Consider the following 22237-nt stretch of genomic DNA (forward strand, 5'->3'; position numbering starts at 1 on the left):
CATTACCTATGTTGTCAAACTGATATCACAATATTATCAAAAAAAATTTGACTTGATATCATCACAATGATACTTTTTGTTATCACAAAGAATCACAAAAGGTAATTTAAGATGAAAAAGGCAAACAATAAACAGAAAGTTGTTCGTATGTCAGAAGATTTGGTTTGTAAAATCAAAGAGGCTGCATACAAAAACAGGCGATCTGAAAATCAGGAAATGTTATTGAGGCTGGAAATGTCGTTTGACGACAGAGTTCAAAGTGTGATGAGGCAGTGTCTATAAGAGCGAAACCCCAACTACTTGCAATAGTTAGGGTTTCAATTTTAGTCCGAAACGATTCAGGAAACGAACTATGAATAATGTAGCAAATATTAATGATGTGAGCAACTCAGTTAAGGCGACGCCATCAATTTTACATTGCGGCACACCAGTTATTACAACTGGAATCATGGCTAAGCTATACGGAACCGATGAAGCGAATGTAAAAATGAACTTCTCTCGTAACGCCGATAGATTCATAGAGGGGAAGCATTATTTTAAGTTGGAAGGCGTTGAGTTAAAGGGTTTTAAGGACAGAGTAACTAAAAGTTACCCAGTTAAATTTCATGATCAAATCGTAGGAAAGAGAGCTAGAAGTTTGGCCCTCTGGACAGAGCGCGGAGCAGCGCGGCATGCCAAGATGCTAGATACAGATAACGCATGGGATGTATTCGAAGCGCTAGAGGATTTCTATTTTGCTAAAAAGCAAGAGTCACAACACAAATCAACGTTTCAGGAACGCAACCCATTAAAGAACGCTGTTAATCTACTCGTGAGCAAAAAGGGCATTATGTACCCCGAAGCATATTCACTGGTACATCAGCAATTTAATGTTAGCGGAATTGATGAGCTCACAGCCGACCAGATACCAATGGCGGTTGAGTATGTTCACAAGCTAGTAATGGAAGGTGAATATATTCCCAAACAGCAGCTACCACAGGTTGGACTTGAAAGCCTTGCGATGCCAATGTCATTCTTTGATGAATATGACTGGTTGTTTGATCTTGAGGGTGTTGATAAAGCAAAATCACTATCTGAATTCTATAGGTATCCTCAAAAGATGCTTAAGAATATGGCTGAATACCCGAACCCACTAATTGAAATGCTGACTAAGCTTAGAGGTATGGGTGTAAATATAGATGCAGCCTATTTTTGGCTAAAAGCACTACAGCATCGTTACGAAGTTAATACTAGTAGTTTAAATCGAAAAGAAAGGCTGCTATCAGATGTTTTGTTAAGCAATACTTCTGTGGCTCACAATATCATCAAGTCAATTATAGATGAATGGCGAAACATACTAGCGCCAGCAATTAAAAAATTAAATCCAGCCTTAGAGTCAGAGGTAACCAAGCAGTTATCTGAACTGAATGGAGTTATTTACTGCAACTTATTAAGCCTTAAAGAAAAGCCAGAAACTAAGTTATTAGACTAACCACCCAGCCCAAGGATGGGCTTGTAATCCAGATCACACATTATGCCTCTTGATTGAGGTTTTTTCCGTTCGTATAACAAGGCAAGTTATTATAAATAATAATGAAGTGATATAGTGATTTCATTGCATGGTGCGATGATGGTTTTTTGCCAAGGACTTAATTATTGTGATTTATAGCTAAAGGGCTTATTATTTGGCTAACTATATTTTCATTTAATTCTATATTTTCCATTTATGAGGCTCGTATGGTTAATCCTGTGCCGTTGAAGTCTAGCAGCAAAGTGATCAAAATAATCAATAAGGCCATAGAAGAAGGTCGGATGCTTTCTGAGTTTGAGATGGCGCAGACTATTCAATTGATTGATTCTATGAATAAATCTCATGATGATAGAAGTGATATAGTGTTAACATGTTATTGCTCAATCATGTCAGATATTGATGGCTTGCTTTATCATGCTAATAAAGCCATAAAAGATTTAATGAGCTACCAAGACAGCGTACCTTGGCCTTTGGTAGGAAATATAATTACTGCTTTAGGAAACTCACTTAGGTTTGGAGAAATTCATAACTTATTGGAGAAGTATGACATTCCTTTATTTAACGAAATTATGATTTCGTTAGGTATTAAATCGTACTTATTTTCTGGTGATTTAAAAGGCTACGAAAGAATCAAAGAAGAGTACAGCAAAAACAGTATCATAGAAGATAATGTGGAAAAAACATTTAGGTTCTTGTGCAATAATAAAAATGATTTAACCAACATATCATCATACATCATTGATTCGCTGGATATTATCTCAAGAAAAACATCAAAAAGATTAATTGAAGATTTTGGTTTGCTTCCGATATCTGTATTTGATGTTGAGAATTATATTGATGATGGTCATGAGTTCATTTCATTTGTTTTCTTTTTGTCAGAAAATATTAGTGTAGATGATGCTATTTGTCTTGAGGATGAGTTAATAGAGGAGATATCTAACCTTAATTATCCGTCAAGAATAAAAACTCTAGTCACATATAGCTTATTCGTAGATGAAGGTGATCAGTAATGATAACTCCTTTTGAAATATTAAATCTTGCATCCATATTGCATGATGGAAATTCTGATGCTGCATGTATAAATGGAAATCCTGAATTAGCTTATAGAAATTGCGCAAGGATGGCATATTACTCCATGCTGCATCTATCAAAAGAAATAGTAGATGGTGAGCATGTGGACATTGACTGCTCTGGGATTGTTGGTACGCATGAAATTATTATACAAAAACTATTAGCTATAGATTCTGAGTTATCAAAATCTCTAGCAGATTACCTTATATCTTCAAGAAGCATCAGGGTGAAGGCTGATTATTTTATTAACAAAAAATTCACGAAGCAAGAAGCGTATAAGGTATTAAGAAAAGCAGAAAAAGCATTTAGTAAAATAAATGACAATCAAAAAGTTAAAGAAAACTAACCCACTCCGGTGGGTTTTTTATTGCCTGAAATCTGCGCTTTCCCTTTTGCTTCAATTTGCACTCCCGCTAAGCTAACATTACTGAAACTAATTGATGGGATGGTGAGATGAAAAGAATATTAGCAGTGGCTGCGGTGGTTGCTTTGCTGGCTGGGTGTGGTGAAAGCGACCCTAAATACGATGGTGAATATATCTGTGATGTGGATCAAATATCCAATAGCCAAGTTATATCAAATGGCAATCCTAACGCATTTCCTAAAGATACAACAAAGGCTAACATAATCGTCGAAAATAGAGTCATTACAGTTAAGGGACTGAAAAATGGCGAATTCACAACTCCAAAGCTTAGTGAAAAGAAAGACAGCAATGGCGATGACTATTTATTTCTTGATGGTGAAGATTTGAATGTTGCATTTACAAATAAAGTGGGAATTTTCAATGTGGTTTATCCCGACAAATCAGGGCAACTTCTAATGAACTGCAAAATAAAATAGTAATAGTTCACAACTGATTAACAGACCCTGCCAATTGGCGGGGTTTTTTATTTTAGCTAACAGCCCTGTCACTTGACGGGGCTTTCTTTTTTCAAGAGGTTATCATGACAGTAAATGCAGGTTCGATTGAATTTGTTATTAAGGCTGACACCGAGCAGCTGTTGGTTTCAAATAAGCAGGTAGATAACAGTTTAAGTGATCTGGAAACTAGTTTTGACAAGGCGTCAAGGTCAGTAGAGAAGTCAGAGAAATCGATGCTTTCATTTTCCAAAGCCGCATTAGCTGTTAGCTCTGCATTATCTGCTGGGGCGATTATAAAGGCTGTAGATGATTGGGGGCAGATGGCAGCACGCATCAAGATGGCCCTTAATTCTGTTGAGGGAGACGTTGAAAAATACGCTGAAATACAAGATAGATTTGTAAAAATAAGCAACAGAAATGGTAAGGCCGTTGAAACGGTACAGTCACTGTACGCTGGTTCTGCAACTTCAATGAAAGAGCTTGGATACAATACAGAGCAAACAATTGATTATATAGAATCACTTTCTTCAGCATTTACAGCTAACGCCACAGGAACACAGCAAACAGAATCAGCAATGAATGCCCTCAATAGAGCAATGGTGGTAGGCACACTTAAGGGTAATGATTGGCACTCTGTATTAAATGCGACTCCTTCTGTCGTTGGCGATATAGCAAAAGAATTATCCAGATTGCGAGGTGGTATAAAAGTCACTGAGAATGATGTTAAAAAAATGGCATTGGAAACTGGTATTTCTATGAAGCTATTTGTTGATTCAATGAATGGAGCTAAGGAAGCCAACAATGCCTTAGCAGACTCAATGGACAACACTGTTGCTGACGGGTTCACCAAACTAACAAACTCCGCGAAAGCCTATTATGGCGAATTAAACCAATCTTTAGGTATTACAAGAACGGTTTCCGCTGGCTTTGCAGTACTAACAGAAAACTTTGATAAAGTATCAACTGCAATAACAGCAATGGTGGCGATAGGTGCTGCTAAGTATTTTGGCACGCTCGCTAACGCCATGAAAAACTCTGCTGTTCAAACGCTGAATCAAAGTAAGGCTTTTAAAGAAAATGCAAACGCTCAACTAGAAGCTGCACAACAAGCACAGAGAAGAGCGGCGGCAGAAGTTCGTAATGCTCAGTTAGATAGAGCAAGACTTCAAAATAACATAGACCAAAATAAGCGGTCTCAACAAAGCGTTTTATTATCGAATGAAATAGTTGCTGCTCAACAAAGAGAGAGAGCGGCTAAATTAGCTCTTGTACAAGCAAATAACGCCGTTGCGGCATCTCAAGACAGAATAAATGCAGCAAGTGCTATAGGTGCTAGAGCTGTCGGAGTTCTTAAGTCTGCAATGGCACTAGTAGGTGGTCCCGCTGGCGTGGCCATGTTGGCAGGTGGGGCACTCTTGTATTACTGGCAGCAAGCAGAGACAGCCAAACAAAAGTCATTGGACTTTGCTGACTCCATTGAAACACTGACAAACAGAATGAAGGAGCTTTCGGATGTTGCCCTAATGGGTAACGTGGCAGAGGCAAGTAATTCTATTGATGTGCAACGTGAGGCTATTGAAAAGTTACAGGGAGAATTACAAACCCTGAATGATAACTATCAATGGACGATAAAAAACACAGCCGACTGGCAGAGAAAGTCAGAGTCACTAGAAAAGCAGCAGCGTGAAATTGCAATCAAGACAAAGGAAATTGATGAGGCACAAGCTAAACTAGCTAGAACTATACAGTATGTTTCTGACGCCACAGGTGAGCTGACAACAAGAAATAAAGAGCTTTATGATGCAATGAATAATGCGTCTGGCGTTGCTGGGAAAATGGGTGCTGCGATAGGTGCATTGCAGAAAAAAATAAAAGCTGCGGCAGATGCTCAAAGGGATCTGAATGATGCCAAAAGAGAAGAGCCAGAAACAGACGAAGGTAAGAAAGCAATACTAAATCTTAAGGAGCAAAATGAGCTTCTTAAGATTAAAGATAAGCGCCAGAGAGCAATCAGAAAGGCAGAAATGGAGGCTGAAAAGGTAACAAATAACCCCACTCAAAGGAATGAGATTATAGCAGAATCCACAGCATACTATGACTTGGTAGAGGCTGAACGGGAGCACGAAAAGCAATCTAAAGCATCAACCAAAACATCAGATGATGCGGGCAAGGCAATTCAACGCCAAATAGCTGAAATCGAACGCCTTAATAAAGGCTATGAAGAAGGCTCTAAGAAGTTAGCGCAATATGATGCAGGCAAGGCACTAGGCGATAAGGCAAGTCCTGAGCAGATAGCAGAAGCGGAGCGTTTAGCAGGTGAGTTGTACGATATCCAGCAACGATTAGCAGATAAACGAGCCGCGCTAGAAGCTAATGTTATCGCCAAAGCTGAGAAGCTGAAAACTGATGAATTGGCACAGATAGAAAGACAACTGAAAATGGGTGATATTTCGTTTGAAGAATCACAGCGCAGCAGGTTAGAAATCGCGTCTGAATACGCCACTAAAATCGCAGAGGCCACAGCCAATAATATCATCACGCCAGTAGCAGAGAACCGTGCTAAGTTCGACCCTGTACAAGCATTACAGAACGAAAACACGCGCAAACTCGCCTTGATGAGAGAGTATTACAATCAAGAGCAGCAGTTACTAGAAAACTCCTACGCTAAACAGCAAATGTCGCATGAGCAATTTACAGCAGCAAAACAAGCTACTGACATGCAATACAGAGCGCTTATTACAGCGATGGATAATCAGTACCAACAACAGCAAACAGCCGCACAATGGGAGCTAATGAGGAATCAATCATTAAGCTACGAAATGCTGGCGTCTGCGGTTGATTCGTTCGCTGGTAATGCTTCCAATGTAATGACAGGGTTAATGACGGGTACTATGTCGGCAGCTGATGCCATGCGCTCATTGGGTAACACGATTCTAAACAGTGTCGTTAACTCAATCGTGCAGGTCGGTGTTGAGATGCTGAAAAACTTTATCATCAGTAAAACGATGGGAGTTGCAGCACAGACAGCGAACGCAGCGGCAGCAGTAGCAGGAGGCGCGGCAGCGTTGGCAGCTTGGACACCCGCAGCAATAGCGGCATCTATAGCAACGGGTGGGGCGGCAGCAGGTAGCGGATTAGCTTCCTTCCAATCGTCAATGTTAGCTGGTCAATCAATGTCATTACTCGGCGGTCGTCGCTACGGCGGTAACGTATCAGGAGGCAATCCATACCGTATTAATGAATCGGGTGAATCTGAAATATTCCAGACTTACGACGGGAAACAGGCTTTCATTCCGAATAAGTCAGGGAAGGTTATTCCTGCGGATAAGGCGGGCGGTAACAAAAATATCAATTTGAATATTATATTTAACGACCATTCATCAGGTAATCACCGATTTGAAGCCGAAGCAACACAAAATGGCGACACATTGACAGTTCAAGCGTTTCTAACTGACATGCATGAGAAGGGACCTATGCATCGTTCGATAATTCAAAATACAACAGCAACAACTAGACTCGGATGAGGTAACGATGGACGAAATTATTGATTACCCTCGCGGTATGCCATTGCCGATTAGGGCAGACAAAAACATGACCATCGACACGGGATTTAGGACTGACCAGCCACAGGTTGGCGCTCCTATTTTCCAGCCTCTTACGGATGATTTAAAAACCGTTTGGAGTGTGCGGTGGGTGTTAAGGCGAGAGCAGGAAAGGCGCTTTGCTCAATGGCTACGAAGCCCTAACTATCTTGATAACGGCAAACGATGGTTTCGCATGGAGATTGATTTGGGCGGTAGTGGACTGCAAGAGCAAATAGTTCACTTCGTTCAAATGCCAGTGCAGACGTCGATAGTTGCTGGTGTGGTGACATGGACGGGAAGCATTATTTGCCGAAAGCTGAACAATACAGATGATGAGTTCGGAGACCTGATTGTCGAGTTATTACCTGAAGAATGGGGCTTGCTCGATATCGTCGTCACTGAGCGATTACCTAGATGCAAGGGGGGAGAATGAAGTTAAGAGAGTACAGAGCACAACGACCAATGCGCGCATTCTACGAAACCATCCAGTTCTATCACCCATCATTCGGAAATATTCATTTAGTCAGCTTACAGATAGAGCCTAAGGTATTGGGCGGTGTTGAGTATCAGCCGTGTAACTTTGAACTTGCTGAAAGCCAGCAAAGCAAAACGCCGATTATCGATGCCTCTGTTAAGTTTAGTCGAGTAGCGCAGGACTTTAAGCAGCAGCTCAAGTTATGGCGGTCAAACACTCGAATGAAGCCAATTATCGCAACGTTTAGATTGTTTGATTCAGCCGATAAAGATAACCCGATAAGCGAGTGGTCGCTGTACGTGAAAGACTGCTCACTTGATGCCGAGTCGGTCACTGTCACGCTGTCGATGAATAACCCACTGAATAAGAACATTGGGCGCATTTACACGATGGAAGAATTCACAGGCTTGGAGACTGTTTAATGACGAGAAATGAATTCATAAACAAGATGATAGGCAAGCCGTGGAAGAATCGTGCGTGTACGTTTGATTCGTGTGACTGCTGGGGCCTTGTCGTGTTGTATTTTAGGTACGTACTAGGTACGGAAATCCATCATGACACTGGTTACGAGTCTGACCATGATTTCGTTACTTGCTATGAGAATGAGGTCGAATTCTGGCAGCGCACCGAGCATCCAGTAGATGATGGGATATTCATTGGATATCGCGGCTCTCAGCCAGCTCACATCGGATTAATTATCGATGGCAATGCATTTCATAGTCGTGGCGAGAATGGAGCTGTGCGTATGGATAGGCTCATTGTGCTTGAGAAGAAATTCACGAAATTGGAGTTTATGAAATATGCCGATAGTTGAGATTCAACGAATAGCGGGAACACCTAAAGAAAGAGTTGATTTAAAAGTCGGCTCTTTTTTTTATAGCGATTTTCTAGTGCATCAGCAGTTGCATAGTGACGTTGTCATTCTCGTTAACGGGCGTGAGCTGCAAGAAGATGATGAGTTAGATTTCGAGATAACACCGACTCACTTTATTCAAGTATTCGACCAGCCAAAGGGTGTTATAGGCGATATCCTGAATCCAGTGTTTAACTTGGTCACGAAAGTATTCTCGTTTCTTGCACCGAAAACACCGTCATTCTCGGCAGCAGAGTCGAATGTTAAAGACAGCCCAAACAACCGACTCACAGGGCAAACAAACGTTGCTAGAGCGTATCAGGCAAGACCAGAGATACACGGTCAAGTAAGGGCGTTCCCTGACCTCATTCAGCAGTCAATGTTTGAGTACAATAACAACCTCAAGACAGTAACCGAGTGGCTAAACATCGGCATTGGCGAATATAAAACGGAAAGCATCCGATTTGCCGAATCTGATTTCACGGCGATGGCAGGTGCTAGCTACAAGATATACAGACCAAAAGAAGTTATCCCGCTGATTAACGAAGGTTTTGAGTTTCCTGATATCGACGGGCAAGAGTTGCCTGGTCCAAATGAAAGTAAAGATATCCCAAGGCATACAGCATCTGCTGATGAAGTTATTGAGATTGTATTAATGGGTGGGAATGCATTTTCAAAAATTGTGAAACAAGATGACTTTGATTACTTTACTCAAGTTGTGTTTCCAAGATACATATCAATGACAATAAGTGTTAGTTATGAAGTTCCAAAAGAAAAAACCAACCCGTGGGACACTGATACTGAAACAATCACAAAAGATATAAAAGTTAACGCAAGACTTACATCATTCACGGAGAGTGACGACGGAGCTATTATCGATCCTGTCGAGTACTACACATTCTTTTTTGATGAATTATCTGGCAGTGACCTATCAAAGCTACCATCAAATACAAGGGTTAATACAACAAAGTTCATTTTGTATGACAACCAGTATTTAACTGTTGGTCCGTTTTTCTCTCCAGTGAATGGTAATCAACTATGGGTGCATCTTCAGGCTCAACTAGATGACGGGGAGACGTGTACATCAAGAGTGGATTACTGGATGATTAATCATGAAAATGAGGAAATATCTGGAACTCGTAGAAGCTTTAATACATCGATTTATGCAAATAATGGCGCTAGAAATTACTACAAAACAAACAAACTAACTCCAAGTAGTGGCGATGGAAGGTATGCTGTTCAGCTAACAAGGCTAAACAACAGCAGTGATAGGAATATCATGAAAATCGAAAACGCTCACATTGTCAGAGTGCGTGAGAATGTTATTTTTGATAATGACACGATAGCGACAGTTTCTATCAGGGCAACGGAAGCTCCTACTGGAGCAAGAGAGCGAAAGTATAACCTGCTAGCCACTCGCATGGTTATTTCATATGACCGAGTATCAAAGCAAGTTGATTATACACTTAGACCATCACGGAGTTTTGCTGATGCAGTTCTTCATACTTGGCTGATTACCGCTGGAGAAAGTGAGAAAAACATAGATATTGACGGGCTGTATCGTATTTTCGATAGCTTGCCAGATGAACGATTAGGATATTTTGATTTCACCTTTGACGATGAAGATATATCACTCGGTCAGCGCATTGAAACTATCTGTAACGCCGCAAGAGTAGCCGCTTATTTCGATAATGCAGTCCTTACATTCTCGCGCGAACAGTCCAGTGAATTCCCAATGACCACGTTCAATCGTTCAAACATCACAGGTAACGATATGAAGATATCGTATGACATGTCGATGCCTAGCGGATATGACGGGATTGAGTTGGAGTATGTCGAGCCAGTTCGCAATAAGAAAGACTACATCCGCTTTCGAGTTGATGAAAACGGCATCACAGAAGGGCTATCGCGCACTCCGAATAAGATTGTTTTACAGGGTTGCAGAAATCGCTACCAAGGAATGGACAGAGCGCTGCTAGAAGCCAACAGACTTATTCACCAACGAACAAGTATCAGTCTGACAACTCTTGCAGACGGTGGAAATGTGTACCCATCAGACATGGTGCTGATAGCTGATACTTACGACTCAAATCAGCAAGCTGGTTACATCACTGATAGAAACGGAGAGGTATTCACAACTAGCGAGAAAATCAAATTTGATGAGGAAATGTGGGTATATCTCACTGATTCGATGGGTTACACAACTCAGAAGTTTAAAGCAGAGCCAAGGCAAGATACTGAGTTTGGCTTTATCGCAAACGTGCCAGAAGATATTGAGCTCAATTTCTACGATGGGTATCGAGTGCAGTCACCTTCACGGTACGTTATCGCCACATCAGTGGAAACCGACAACATCAAATGGGTAATTACTGATAAACGCCCGCTAGGTGGAGAGCGCTACACAATAACCGCTACCGAATATTTCGACGCAAAACCAAACTATAACGCATAACAGCAATCATTAACCAACAAGCCAGCCATCAGAGCTGGCTTTTTTATTGGAAAAATAAGCATGAGAGAAGTTAAACCAACACAAAAGCCAGTTCCATCATCGGATATCAAAGACCTTTTCTTTAACTCAGGGTTGTTGGATATATGGGCTACATCACTAGAACGAAAGTACATTGACCGCTTTGGAAATTGCCATTTAACAGCAGCAGGGATGGAGTGGTTATTCAAAGAGTTAATCGAGAAATTCAAAGTCGATATGAATACCGCCATTGTCGCGGCTGGCTATATTACCATCGACAGCTTTCAACAGGGTGCTGATTTACCGAATAATGAATTAACTCAACGTAATCACATTCTTCGTGATGAAACCACGGGTGAATATTACCGTTGGGACGGTGACTTACCAAAACAAGTTCCAGCAGGTTCAATTCCGCAATCAACTGGCGGTATCGGTAAAGGCGCTTGGGTGAGTGTTGGTGATGCGAGTTTAAGGGGTGAGCTGGACTCAAGTTCAGGTGCTGAAATTATAGGATCGCATGATGGAAATCTTCAGGAAGTTTTAACTGAGTATAAAGAAAAAATACAGACTAATGAACATATAGCTTTATCTGCAAACTCCATGTTCCCTAAGTCTATGCAGTCATTCTTAAATGGCAGGATAGCTGTTGAAGTTATCAATTCAGACCCTAATAACAACGGTCAAATAAATACATATAGAAAAACAAAATCAGGTTGGTGGTTGCGTGAGCGTATTGTTACTGGAGGGTATTCTGGTTCAGGATTAGGTGATAACGGGTGTCCAGTTTGGAGATTGGGTCAATCATTCATAGCACCTCATTTACTCACGATGAAGAGCGCATTATCAGATAAAAGTTCAACTTGGATAGATTCTTACTCACTGATACCAAATCAGTTCATTAATGGAAACAATAAGAATAGTGTAAAATTTCATCAAGTTCAAGGTGGAGGCGCTGGTTCTTTATTTATAGAATTTGAAACGAACACAAGATTAAACAATATCAATGTACTCCTAGCTGGAACAAAAACAACAAATAGTTCAATAAAAGCGGAGATTAGAATTGGGGATAAAGTTTTATCAACGGAAACAATTGACTCAACAACTGATTCACCAGTTTTAGCTACGTTCATTCATCAGATAAAAAACCCAAGACCTGGCGAAAATATTAAAGTTAGATTTACTACAACAGGTAATGCGTGGGCATATATAGCGGGAATAAATGCAATATTTGACACTGATATATCAGATGATATAGATACAATAAATTTCGCTATATACAATCAAAACTATCTAGTTAGACCGACCCAAACAGGGGCAATGTGCTATGTGTTTAAAGAGCTTGATTCTGGGTTGTTTGGAGGTGAAAGCCATGGTGGAGAGACTCCATCATTACAAAAGTTTATTGTCAACAATAAAGAGGCATCGCTAACTACAGGGAAAATGTTCTCATGCGAATCATTTCGCGTTATTCAAGAAACACAAATAAAATGGAGTGATACAAAAAAAATAGATTGCTTCACAGAGCATAAGTTCAATGGAGATGGTACGCATGAGTTTACTGGGTCCTTTGCGCCAACAGAAGGCTTTGAAGTCTCTTTAGCGTATTGCCCGATGTTTACAGTCAATAGTGGATATTTTAGGAGAATTAAAGTACCCGAGTTCGTGAAGTTAGATAGTTTAGTTGATGGCGCTGTTGTTGATATTAAATATCCAGTAAATCAGTTTGAAATGCAGGGTGCTGACGGGCTTTATACAGCTGGGATAATGTGGAGTTCATCTCTTAAAAATAATGGTCTACAGCGTACTTTTGTGAATCCATATGGTGACTCGTCAACAAAAATGTATGCAGGCCCAGCTATTGATAAAGTTATCAATTTGGAGAAGTTCACTATTCATCAAATGAGATACTACTTTTAATCTTGATTATATTCATACCCCTGCGGAAATCGCTTACTCAATTCTCTGTAATAAACTAAACGCTCACGAAAATACTCGCGCAAGTGTTCGGGCTGTTGTCGCTCGACTTCAACATCGATAACTGGCTTGCCGAGTCTTTCTTTATATGCGACACCTGAAGCGGATAAATCGACATTAACTTTGTCTTTATCTTCTTTTGGTAGTTCTGCGAGATTGTGCATGATTGTTTTCTGTTGGGAATTGAGTGAGGGGAGTATAGCATGAAGGGAAAATGACTGTGACGAGCTGTGCCGAAATTGTGACACAAAAATGAGAGGAATAGATAAAAATAGGCAAAAATAAGCAAATCGCAAAAATGCTGGCTGGCTTGTAGTGCGGCTTTGTTAGCTAAAAATCGTTAATCAATATTTGCACATCCTGTGACTCGTAATCCAATGCCGAAGTTGCTTCATCTAATATCAAAATATCTGGTTCTGTTAGTAAAGCACGTGCCAGAGCTATTCTTTGACGTTGCCCACCTGATAGGTTAAGGCCTTTTTCTGATAAGGGGGAATTAAACGTGTCAGGTAGCTCCATTATGAAATCATAAGCGCCTGCTAATTTTGCAGCATGAATAACTTTTTCATCCGAAGCTTGCGGGGCACTTAAGCGAATATTATCTGCAATAGAGCCGACGAATAGCATACTTTCTTGCAGAACAACACTCATACGGCGGCGTAATGAAACCGTATCTGCTACAGCTAAATCCATGCCATCGACAATAACTTGACCATGTTGTGGTACATAAAGACGCTGCAATAATTTTGTCAGAGTACTTTTCCCTGACCCGGAAGGGCCTGTTATCCCAATAAATTCCCCTGCTTTAACGGATAGCGACAGGTTATTGAGAACCTCTGGCATATCAGGTTGATAACGAAAACGAATATTTTGAAACTCAATTTTCCCTTGAATGCTGGCAGTGCTCGCAATGCCTTTGCGTTCATTTTCAACTGGTTTATCGAGTATATCCCCAACACGGCGAAGTGAAATTATAGTGTGTTGAAAATCTTGCCAAACTTGTGCAAACCTTAGCACGGGCTGAGTAACATGGGCACTTAGCATATTAAAGGCGACGAGTTCCCCAGGCGATATTCCACCGTTTAAAACTTCTTTGACCCCAACCCACAAGATAATTGCAGTTGTAATTTTACTCACTAATGTCATTAACTGAGAGGCTACTTCACTGCGCATTGAGACTTTAAAGCTTTGTCTCAGTTGTTTACTGAATATTTTTTTCCATCGTTGATTAAAATATTTTTCAGTTGCTGTAGTTTTTACCGTTTCAATTCCTGTAATGGTTTCGGTAAGAAACGTGAGCCCATTTTCATCTGCTTGATAAGACTTTTCAGTTTGCTGACGAATAATTGGCCCAAGTATCATCCATAAAATGAAGAAAACCCCCATCGAACCGAGTAAAATCCATGACATTAGGCTGCTATAGGAAAATAGAACCGCAATAAAGAGGATCACAAAAATGAAGTCAATAAATAGCATCAAAGTTGAGCCAGTCAGAAATTGCCGTATATGCGCTAGCTCACGTATCCTTGCGATGATTTTCCCTGTTGGCCTTAATTTGAAATAATTTAAGGGGAGCGCCATTAAATGCCGATAGATTTTCCCTGATAATTCGGCGCTGATTTGGCTACTGGTATGACTAAAAATTTTATTGCGAATAAAACCGTATATTGGCTCAGCAACGGCAATAGCGAAGATTGCCAATGCAATAACATGTAAGTTGGATAAACTTCGCCCCACTAAAACTTTGTCTACAAGGTTTTGAAATAGTAGAGGGCTAACTAAGGCGAAAAGCTGAATAATGGCTGATAGAATAAAGATATTTCGTAATTTAACATGTTGACGCAAAATAGAAGGAACAAACCAGCTAAACCCAAAAGCTCTTTTTTGCTCTGGCTCTTGTTGCTCTTTAAGCAATAAAATATCGATTTCAGCTTCATTATTAAAATCATCAGCCTGAATTAACTTGATTTCGTTGTTTACAGGGTTGATGAGTACGAGGTCTTTTTCTTGTTGCAAGATTTGCCATGACCCTTGCGTATAGATTAACGCGGGAAGGGGGATGGTTGCTAACTGTGTATATGGTATAGCAATGAGTTCTGTTTCGTAGCCTAGTGTATTGGCACATTCTCTGATCTCCCACTCTGTAGGCGAAAGAGTTTGCATACCAATTGAATGCCTGAGTTGGTCTGTCGAAACATTCTTTTGGTAATAATTAGCCACCCAAACTAAGGCATCCAAGCCATGGTTGTTTATCTGTTCCATCGATTATTTTTCTCTCATTGCATTCGAGGTATATTCATTGATAGGGCTAAGTAGGTAATCAATAATTCGGCGCTTATCGGTTTTTATTTCGGCCACGATAGATAACCCAGGAGTGAGCTCAATCTGTTCACCATCAACTAACAGTTGTTTTTTATTAAGGCCTATTTGACCTAAGAACACTAAGCCAAGGTTTTCATCTTGCGTGCTATCCCGTGAAATAGAGAGAACCTCACCGTCAATGGTGCCATAACGGGTGTAAGGAAAGGCATCGACTTTGACTTCGGCTTTTAAACCTTCATGAATGAAGCCAATATCTTTATTTAAAATTTTAATTTCAGCTAATTGAACATGGTTATTAGGCACTATAACCATTAATTGCTGAGCGGGTTGTAGTACTCCCCCTAAAGTATGAGTGGCTAATTGTTGAACAGTACCATCAACAGGAGCTCGGATGATTTCTAATTGATTTCTTTCATGATTTTTTAATAGTTCTTGTTCTAAGGAGGCTTGTTTAAAAGCCGCTTGCTTATATTTTTCATCCCATTCTTGGTTTTTCTGTGCCTTTATCCTACTTTGTTTTTCAGTTAAGGCATGGTGCTGACTGACAAGAATGGATAATTCAGAGAGCTTGGTAACTTTCTCTTTTTTAGCGATAAGTAGCTCTCGTTCTTGTTCTAAAAATTCTTTCTGGCTGATTAACTGTTTCTGCGTTAATGAATGATGAGCATCAAGTCGTTGCTTTATATTATTGATTAGCGCGTTAATCGTGTTTAACTCATTTTTCCTAGCTTGCTGATTGACAATATTTAATTGAATTTCATTACTAATTTCATTAATGAGAGAGTCAAACTCTATTTGTTGAGTTTGGTAACTAGAGAGGGCACTTTTTTGCTCAGCTTCAGTTAATTGATGAAATTGAGGTAATTGATCAATCGGTTGTTGCAATAACAGGGCTTGATGAATGAGAGTTTCGGCAATTTGGAAATTATGTTGATAATTTAAGCTAAGAATATCTTGGTCGACGCCTAGCACATTAACCGTAAGTAATGGATCACCTTGTTTGACGGTTTGCCCATCTGCCACATGAATGTGTTCTAAGCGACTTAATTCAAACGCTTGAATTAATTGTGTACGCCCAGAAACAATCAATTTACCTTGGGTAGTTGCCTGAATATCTAGTTTACCAAAAAATGACCAAGCAACGGCAATGAAAATACCAAAACTAATTGATATTGCCACCCACAAGGCCAAATAGGAAGGGGGGGTTTTTAAAATTGCCAAATGGGAAGGCAAAAAACTGTTATAGCGGTTTTGTTTTAATCGATGTTTCATTTTACGTCCATGTCCGGTTTTAAGGATTGTTGCAGGGTCCATAAATGTTTATAGAAATTACCTTGTTCAATAAGCTGCTGGTGGCTGCCTTGTTCTATAATTTCTCCACGTTGCATGACAATAATTCGCTGATGGTGGCGAATGGTTGATAAGCGATGGGCGATGGTAATAACTGTCCTTCCTTTTGCAATAACATGCATGTTCTCTTGAATAACAGCTTGGGATTCATCATCTAAAGCGCTGGTGGCTTCATCAAAAATAATGACTTTAGGGTTAGCAAGTAAGGTACGTGCAATGGCAATACGCTGTCGTTGACCGCCGGAAAGAGACGTCCCCCCTTCAGCCAGTACGGTGTCATATCCCATAGGTAATTTTAAAATAAAGTCATGAGCACCGGCCATCTTCGCTGCATGAACGACGTCATCCATCGAAGCATTGGGGGCTGTTTGGGCAATATTGTGAAAAACAGATTGGCTAAATAAAAAGTTTTCTTGTAATACAATACCTATTTGTTGCCTTAGTGAATGTAGATTAATTGCCGACAAAGGCATGTTATCAACATAAATGGCGCCGCTTTCAGGGGTATAAAGCCGTAACAGTAACCGAGCTAGAGTACTTTTCCCTGAGCCTGAAGTACCGACAACGCCAATGGTTTCCCCTGCTTTAATATTTAAGTTAAAGTTTTTAAGGATATAAGGCATATTGGGTTGATAGCGGAATGAGACATCTTTTATAAATAGATTCCCTTGAATTGACTGCTTGTTTTCTTGCCTGGATTGTTCAACGGGGAGATTAATAATTTGCGATAGCTTTTCAATAGCAACACCTGTACGAATATAGTCCCCCCATAATTTTACGAGTTTGACTAAAGGTTGATTGGCATGGCTGACCATCATATGAAACGCGATAAATTGGCCAATAGTCATTTGTAAAGCTAATACCTCAGATGCCCCAACCCATAAAACGATAGCACTGGTGATTTTTTCAATAGCCATGACTAAGTGTTCAGAGCGTGAGCTTATTTGCCCTGATACAAAATTAGTATGGCTCATATCGGATGTTTGACCATCCCATCGGCGAGTAAAATTAGGTTCTACCGATAAGCTTTTGGCTGTTTCAATACCATTGATGCTTTCGGTAAGAAAAGAGGTATTAATTGCGATGTTAGTAAATTGCTGTTGAGCGGCGGCTTCAATTTTAGGTGTTAACCACCAAGCTAATAAAAGGTAAAAAGGAATAGAGCATAGAAAGATTAATGTTAGAGTGGTTGATATTAAATTCATCACGAAAATAAATACAAATAAAAATAATACATCAACACATAATGTAAAGAAGCTGCTCGTTAAAAATTCGCGAATAGTTTCTAATTCTTTTACACGGGTAACAATTGCACCTATTTGACGGTTTTTGAAAAAGGGAATAGGTAACCGTAGTAAATGATTAACTAATTTTAAACCCAATGTCATGTCTATTCGATTAACCGTATGATGATAAACGTATTCACGTAACCCTTTTAGTATAACTTCAATAAATGCAGCAACAATTAAACCGAAAATTAGCACATCTAATGTCACTAAACTATTATGAATTAATACTTTATCCATAATAACTTGCATAACAATAGGAGAAACCAAAGCTAATATTTGTAAGATAAATGAAAAAAACAAAACCCATAAAATAATAGATTTATATTTCATAAACTCTGCTTGAAACCAAGATATATCAAATTGCCCTTGCTTCAGGTTTACATGCAACCAATCACCATTCCATCGTTGTTGTAGCTCTTCAATGCTCCAAATCTCAGGGGGGAGGTTACCCATTTGTTGTACTAAGACTTGTTCTTGATTGCGATTAGCTAATAAGAAGGCCTCACCCTGAGTGTTATATAAAATAGCCGGACAGACTATTTTGGCGATATCTTTATTTTTTTGATGCTTATTCTTGCAGTTAATATGATACTTTTTTTTAATGATTTTGAGTTTTTCATTATAATTAATAGACTGCTTTAGCGTTTCCTCAAGTTCTTTAGGGTTTATTTGCCCTGACAACTTGGCGATAACACTAATAAAATATAATGTTGATTGTGATTTGGCGGTTTCCATTTTTTGTATTAATCATTCCCTTGGTTTTATTATATGCATAAACATAAATGCATATTGAAAAAATCAATTTAACATTGGCGATGAAGAAGGGGCTTTTAAATTTGGATAATACAGTGATTACAATTATCTGTGTATTGAAGTTAGTCTTATTGTTTAGTTTGAAAAAAAATAATTAAAAAATAAACCTTATTAGAGATATTGAGAATGAAAGTTCATCTTCAATATCTCGTTCATGATGATTTATTATTTTGGAATAGCCAAAAAACGGTGGATTGCTCTTAACACATGATCCGGTTTTTCGGCATGTACCCAATGACCAGTATCCGCAACAACCCAAGCTTTGGCCTTAGGAAATTGTTGAGCGATTTCATCGGAATATTCGGCTTGTACATAAGGTGAATTTCCTCCAGGAATTAATAATACAGGCTTATTCCATGCAGGGACGGTTTCCCAACCAATAATTTTCTCATAATTCGTTTTTAGTGCGGGCAAATTGAACTTCCATTCACCTTGCTTAAAAGATTTTAGGAGAAATTGGATAACGCCATCTTCATTGATATGGTGACGCATAATGGTTGTCGCTTCTTGACGAGTTTTAGCTTGCTCCGCAGTAACTGCATCCAGAGCTGCAAAGATTTTATCATGGCGGCGAACTTGATAAGCGACAGGGGCGATATCAATAGCAACTACCTGAGTGATAAAATCAGGGGCTAAAGCCGTTGCTGCCATTGCTATTTTCCCCCCCATGGAGTGACCAATTAAAATGGCATTTTTATAACCTAATGACTTTATAAGGTTAATCACATCTTGCGCCATTTGTTGATAACTCATCTGGTCGTCACGAAATGAATCACCATGATTGCGAACATCAATTTGAATAGTATCAAAATATTGTTGTAAATCACGGCCTAACACGCCTAAGTTATGCAGGTCACCGAATAGCCCATGAATTAATACAACAGGGTTATTAGAGATTGGATTTTCAGGTTTATGAATAGTATGGTTGAGTAACACAGTCATATTTGTTTTATCAATTTATCAGTGATACAAGTAGCTTTATCATGGCATGGCTAGGGATAAAATCCAAATAGTCAAATAATCTTCTTCGGAGGGTGAACAATTCAATAATTGGGTTAATAGAATGCTTTTATGCAAAGAATTTAAGAAAATTGAACTTGGTCACTGTGATGAAATGAGTAAAGTAATGGTATGATAACATACTGAATTATCTTTAAACTTAAAGGAGTGTTTACTTTAAGTTATTGAAATTTTAATTGTTTTGTTTTTTTTAAATCTGTCTTATAATCACACCGCAAATTTTAGTTAAAATAAAGTACTGGGAAAAAATGAAAACGATAGAAGTTGATGAAGAGCTTTACCGCTATATTGCGAGCCATACACAGCATATCGGTGAAAGTGCATCGGATATCTTGCGCCGTATGTTAAATTTCAAGTCCGGGCAGCCAGTACAAGTAAAAGAAGTCGGTCAGGCACAACCAGTAACTAAAACTGAACTGGCGATGAGTACACCTGCTGTTGCACAAAACCCAGTTAGGGTTGTTAGGGAATTATTGTTATCCGATGCTTATGCAGAAAAAAGCAAAGCAATTGACCGGTTTATGTTAATTCTGTCCACATTATACAGTTTAGATGCTAAGCGCTTTGCGAGCGCTACAGAATTAATGCATGGTCGAACTCGTATTTATTTTGCCGGCGATGAGCAAACGTTGCTTGCTGCGGGTAAACAGTCTAAGCCTCGTCATATTCCGGGGACCCCTTATTGGGTGATCACGAACACAAATACTAATCGCAAACGTAGTATGGTTGATGCCATCATGCAGGAAATGCAGTTCCCTGCGAATGTGATTGAAAAAGTGAGTAATACCATTTAAAACTGAAATATCACTGATGTGAAAAGCAAAGCATCAGTGCTTTGGGAGAAAACCAGTGACAATACATGAACGTGCAGGGCAGCTTCCGTTTCAAAGTGACTTGATCAATGTCGCTCAATTAACCGCTCAATATTATACTCAGCAGCCGCAAGCAGGGGACGCTTCTCAGGCGGTTAAATTTGGTACGTCTGGGCATCGTGGTAGCTCATTACGTAAAAATTTTAATGAAAATCACATATTGGCAATTGCACAAGCTATTGCTGATTTGCGCAAAACACAAGGGGTAACAGGCCCTTGCTTTGTGGGTAAAGATACACATGCTTTATCTGAAGCGGCATTTATTACTGTGGTTGAGGTGCTAGTAGCCAATCAAGTTCATGTAATTGTTCAGGAGAACAATGGTTTCACACCAACTCCAGCCATCTCCCATGCAATCTTAAGTTACAACCAGTCACACCAAAATATTGCTGATGGCATTGTGATCACGCCTTCCCATAATCCACCTGAAGATGGTGGTATTAAATATAATCCAGCAAATGGCGGGCCTGCGGATACAGATTTAACTTCGGTTATTGAGAAAAATGCTAATCAAATACTGGTAAATAACCTCGAGGGGGTTAAGCGCCTAAGTTTTGATGCTGCGATCGCAAGTGAATATGTTATTCAGCAAGATTTAATTATGCCATACGTATTAGCACTGGGCGAAGTTGTTGATATGGAGGCCATCGCCAAATCAGGGCTAAAAATCGGTGTTGACCCACTAGGTGGCTCAGGTATCGAATATTGGAAAAAAATTGCTGAGCATTATCAATTAAATATTGAAATCGTAAATGATCAACTAGACCAAACTTTCCGTTTTATGCCACTTGACCATGATGGTGTTATCCGTATGGATTGCTCATCAAGTTGGGCTATGGCAGGGTTATTAGGGATGAAAAAACGGTTTGATTTGGCGTTTGCAAATGATCCTGATTACGACCGCCATGGTATTGTCACCCCTGATGGGTTAATGAACCCAAATCACTACCTTGCTGTTGCGATTGACTATTTATTCCAGCATCGGCCTCTGTGGGGGAAAGATGTTGCTGTTGGTAAAACGCTGGTTTCTAGTGCGATGATTGACCGAGTTGTCAGTGATATTGGTCGTGAATTGGTAGAAGTACCGGTTGGTTTTAAATGGTTTGTTGATGGTTTATTTAGTGGTCAACTCGGTTTTGGTGGGGAAGAAAGTGCAGGGGCATCATTCCTGAAATTTGATGGTACACCTTGGTCAACGGATAAAGATGGTATCATTCTTTGTTTATTAGCCGCAGAAATTACAGCAGTTACCGGTGAAAACCCTCAGCAACGCTATAATAACCTCGCGAAAAAATTTGGTGCACCGATTTACAACCGTATCCAAGCGAAAGCGACTCACGAAGAAAAAGCTAAGTTAAGTAAATTATCTCCAGAAATGGTAGCCGCAGATACGCTAGCGGGTGATAAAATTACACAGCGCTTAACCGCAGCACCTGGTAATGGCGCCTCGATAGGTGGCTTAAAAATTATGACCGATTACGGTTGGTTTGCAGCAAGGCCATCAGGGACAGAAGAAGCATACAAAATTTATTGTGAAAGTTTCCGTGGCGAAGAACATCTACGCCTTATTGAAAAAGAAGCTATCGAGATCGTTAGTAAAGTAATTAGTTAATTCCGCTTTTTATAAATAAAAAATTCATTTCAATAAATATCCCGAAGACAAAATCGACAAGATGATTCGGGATATTATTCCTTATTTATTGTTAATCTCTTCATAAAATTATGGTTGTCGATAATGTGACGAGATTAACAAAATTCTTTTGTTTATTTTAC

At 39.6% G+C, this 22237-nt stretch carries 18 protein-coding genes; 13 read left to right on the top strand and 5 right to left on the bottom strand.

Annotated features, from left to right (window positions below; translation table 11 throughout):
- Positions 1 to 111 precede the first annotated feature (111 nt).
- From ACHB7C_RS09965 to ACHB7C_RS10015, 11 genes are all read left to right on the top strand, one after another.
- Positions 112 to 282, top strand: coding sequence for an Arc family DNA-binding protein (locus ACHB7C_RS09965; RefSeq protein ID WP_210786661.1), 171 nt, complete (start codon positions 112 to 114; stop codon positions 280 to 282).
- Positions 283 to 352: 70 nt separating this feature from the next.
- The gene (locus tag ACHB7C_RS09970; RefSeq protein ID WP_395347187.1) at positions 353 to 1471 is read left to right on the top strand and encodes an ORF6N domain-containing protein; all 1119 of its coding nucleotides are present in this window, start codon (positions 353 to 355) and stop codon (positions 1469 to 1471) included.
- Between the two features lie 245 nt (positions 1472 to 1716).
- Positions 1717 to 2520, top strand: coding sequence for a hypothetical protein (locus ACHB7C_RS09975; RefSeq protein WP_395347190.1), 804 nt, complete (start codon positions 1717 to 1719; stop codon positions 2518 to 2520).
- Positions 2520 to 2927: a hypothetical protein gene (locus tag ACHB7C_RS09980; protein WP_125892596.1), complete on the top strand. Its 408-nt coding sequence runs from the start codon at positions 2520 to 2522 to the stop codon at positions 2925 to 2927. Before ACHB7C_RS09975 ends, ACHB7C_RS09980 begins: the two co-directional genes overlap by 1 nt.
- Before the next feature lie 107 nt (positions 2928 to 3034).
- Positions 3035 to 3421, top strand: a complete 387-nt coding sequence (locus ACHB7C_RS09985; RefSeq protein WP_210786656.1) for a hypothetical protein — start codon at positions 3035 to 3037, stop codon at positions 3419 to 3421.
- Between the two features lie 104 nt (positions 3422 to 3525).
- Positions 3526 to 6966: a tape measure protein gene (locus tag ACHB7C_RS09990; protein ID WP_395347194.1), complete on the top strand. Its 3441-nt coding sequence runs from the start codon at positions 3526 to 3528 to the stop codon at positions 6964 to 6966.
- Between the two features lie 7 nt (positions 6967 to 6973).
- Positions 6974 to 7459, top strand: coding sequence for a hypothetical protein (locus ACHB7C_RS09995; RefSeq protein ID WP_123382383.1), 486 nt, complete (start codon positions 6974 to 6976; stop codon positions 7457 to 7459).
- The gene (locus ACHB7C_RS10000) at positions 7456 to 7923 is read left to right on the top strand and encodes a DUF1833 family protein (RefSeq protein ID WP_395347223.1); all 468 of its coding nucleotides are present in this window, start codon (positions 7456 to 7458) and stop codon (positions 7921 to 7923) included. The genes ACHB7C_RS09995 and ACHB7C_RS10000 overlap by 4 nt, the downstream gene beginning before the upstream one ends.
- Positions 7923 to 8315, top strand: coding sequence for an NlpC/P60 family protein (locus tag ACHB7C_RS10005; protein ID WP_395347197.1), 393 nt, complete (start codon positions 7923 to 7925; stop codon positions 8313 to 8315). Before ACHB7C_RS10000 ends, ACHB7C_RS10005 begins: the two co-directional genes overlap by 1 nt.
- A complete protein-coding gene (locus tag ACHB7C_RS10010; RefSeq protein ID WP_395347200.1) occupies positions 8302 to 10806 on the top strand; it encodes a host specificity factor TipJ family phage tail protein in 2505 nt (834 codons plus the stop codon). The genes ACHB7C_RS10005 and ACHB7C_RS10010 overlap by 14 nt, the downstream gene beginning before the upstream one ends.
- Before the next feature lie 60 nt (positions 10807 to 10866).
- Complete coding sequence (locus ACHB7C_RS10015) at positions 10867 to 12741, top strand: hypothetical protein (protein WP_395347202.1); 1875 nt, start codon at positions 10867 to 10869, stop codon at positions 12739 to 12741.
- On the opposite strand, the gene ACHB7C_RS10020 is transcribed toward ACHB7C_RS10015, so the two are convergent.
- The 5 genes from ACHB7C_RS10020 to ybfF all read right to left on the bottom strand — a co-directional run bounded on the left by ACHB7C_RS10020 (position 12738) and on the right by ybfF (position 19514).
- On the bottom strand, positions 12738 to 12965 hold the full coding sequence (locus ACHB7C_RS10020; RefSeq protein ID WP_395347226.1) for a DNA polymerase III subunit theta: 228 nt from the start codon (positions 12963 to 12965) through the stop codon (positions 12738 to 12740). The genes ACHB7C_RS10015 and ACHB7C_RS10020 overlap by 4 nt on opposite strands.
- Before the next feature lie 163 nt (positions 12966 to 13128).
- Positions 13129 to 15060, bottom strand: coding sequence for a type I secretion system permease/ATPase (locus tag ACHB7C_RS10025; protein WP_369099267.1), 1932 nt, complete (start codon positions 15058 to 15060; stop codon positions 13129 to 13131).
- A 3-nt stretch (positions 15061 to 15063) separates the two neighbouring features.
- On the bottom strand, positions 15064 to 16392 hold the full coding sequence (locus ACHB7C_RS10030; RefSeq protein ID WP_048606591.1) for an HlyD family type I secretion periplasmic adaptor subunit: 1329 nt from the start codon (positions 16390 to 16392) through the stop codon (positions 15064 to 15066).
- Positions 16389 to 18494 carry a peptidase domain-containing ABC transporter gene (locus tag ACHB7C_RS10035; RefSeq protein WP_131681061.1) on the bottom strand — a complete coding sequence of 702 codons (2106 nt, stop codon included), beginning with the start codon at positions 18492 to 18494 and terminating at the stop codon, positions 16389 to 16391. The genes ACHB7C_RS10030 and ACHB7C_RS10035 overlap by 4 nt, the downstream gene beginning before the upstream one ends.
- A gap of 243 nt (positions 18495 to 18737) precedes the next feature.
- Positions 18738 to 19514 carry an esterase gene (gene ybfF / locus ACHB7C_RS10040; protein ID WP_042846481.1) on the bottom strand — a complete coding sequence of 259 codons (777 nt, stop codon included), beginning with the start codon at positions 19512 to 19514 and terminating at the stop codon, positions 18738 to 18740.
- A gap of 326 nt (positions 19515 to 19840) precedes the next feature.
- On the opposite strand from ybfF, the gene seqA reads away from it, so the two are divergent.
- Both seqA and pgm read left to right on the top strand, forming a co-directional pair.
- On the top strand, positions 19841 to 20386 hold the full coding sequence (gene seqA / locus ACHB7C_RS10045) for a replication initiation negative regulator SeqA (protein ID WP_042846480.1): 546 nt from the start codon (positions 19841 to 19843) through the stop codon (positions 20384 to 20386).
- 55 nt (positions 20387 to 20441) lie between these two features.
- Complete coding sequence (gene pgm / locus ACHB7C_RS10050; protein ID WP_129466722.1) at positions 20442 to 22076, top strand: phosphoglucomutase (alpha-D-glucose-1,6-bisphosphate-dependent); 1635 nt, start codon at positions 20442 to 20444, stop codon at positions 22074 to 22076.
- Positions 22077 to 22237 lie beyond the last annotated feature (161 nt).

The sequence above is a fragment of the Providencia sp. 2024EL-00732 genome, assembly GCF_044006275.1.
GTDB lineage: Bacteria > Pseudomonadota > Gammaproteobacteria > Enterobacterales > Enterobacteriaceae > Providencia > Providencia huashanensis.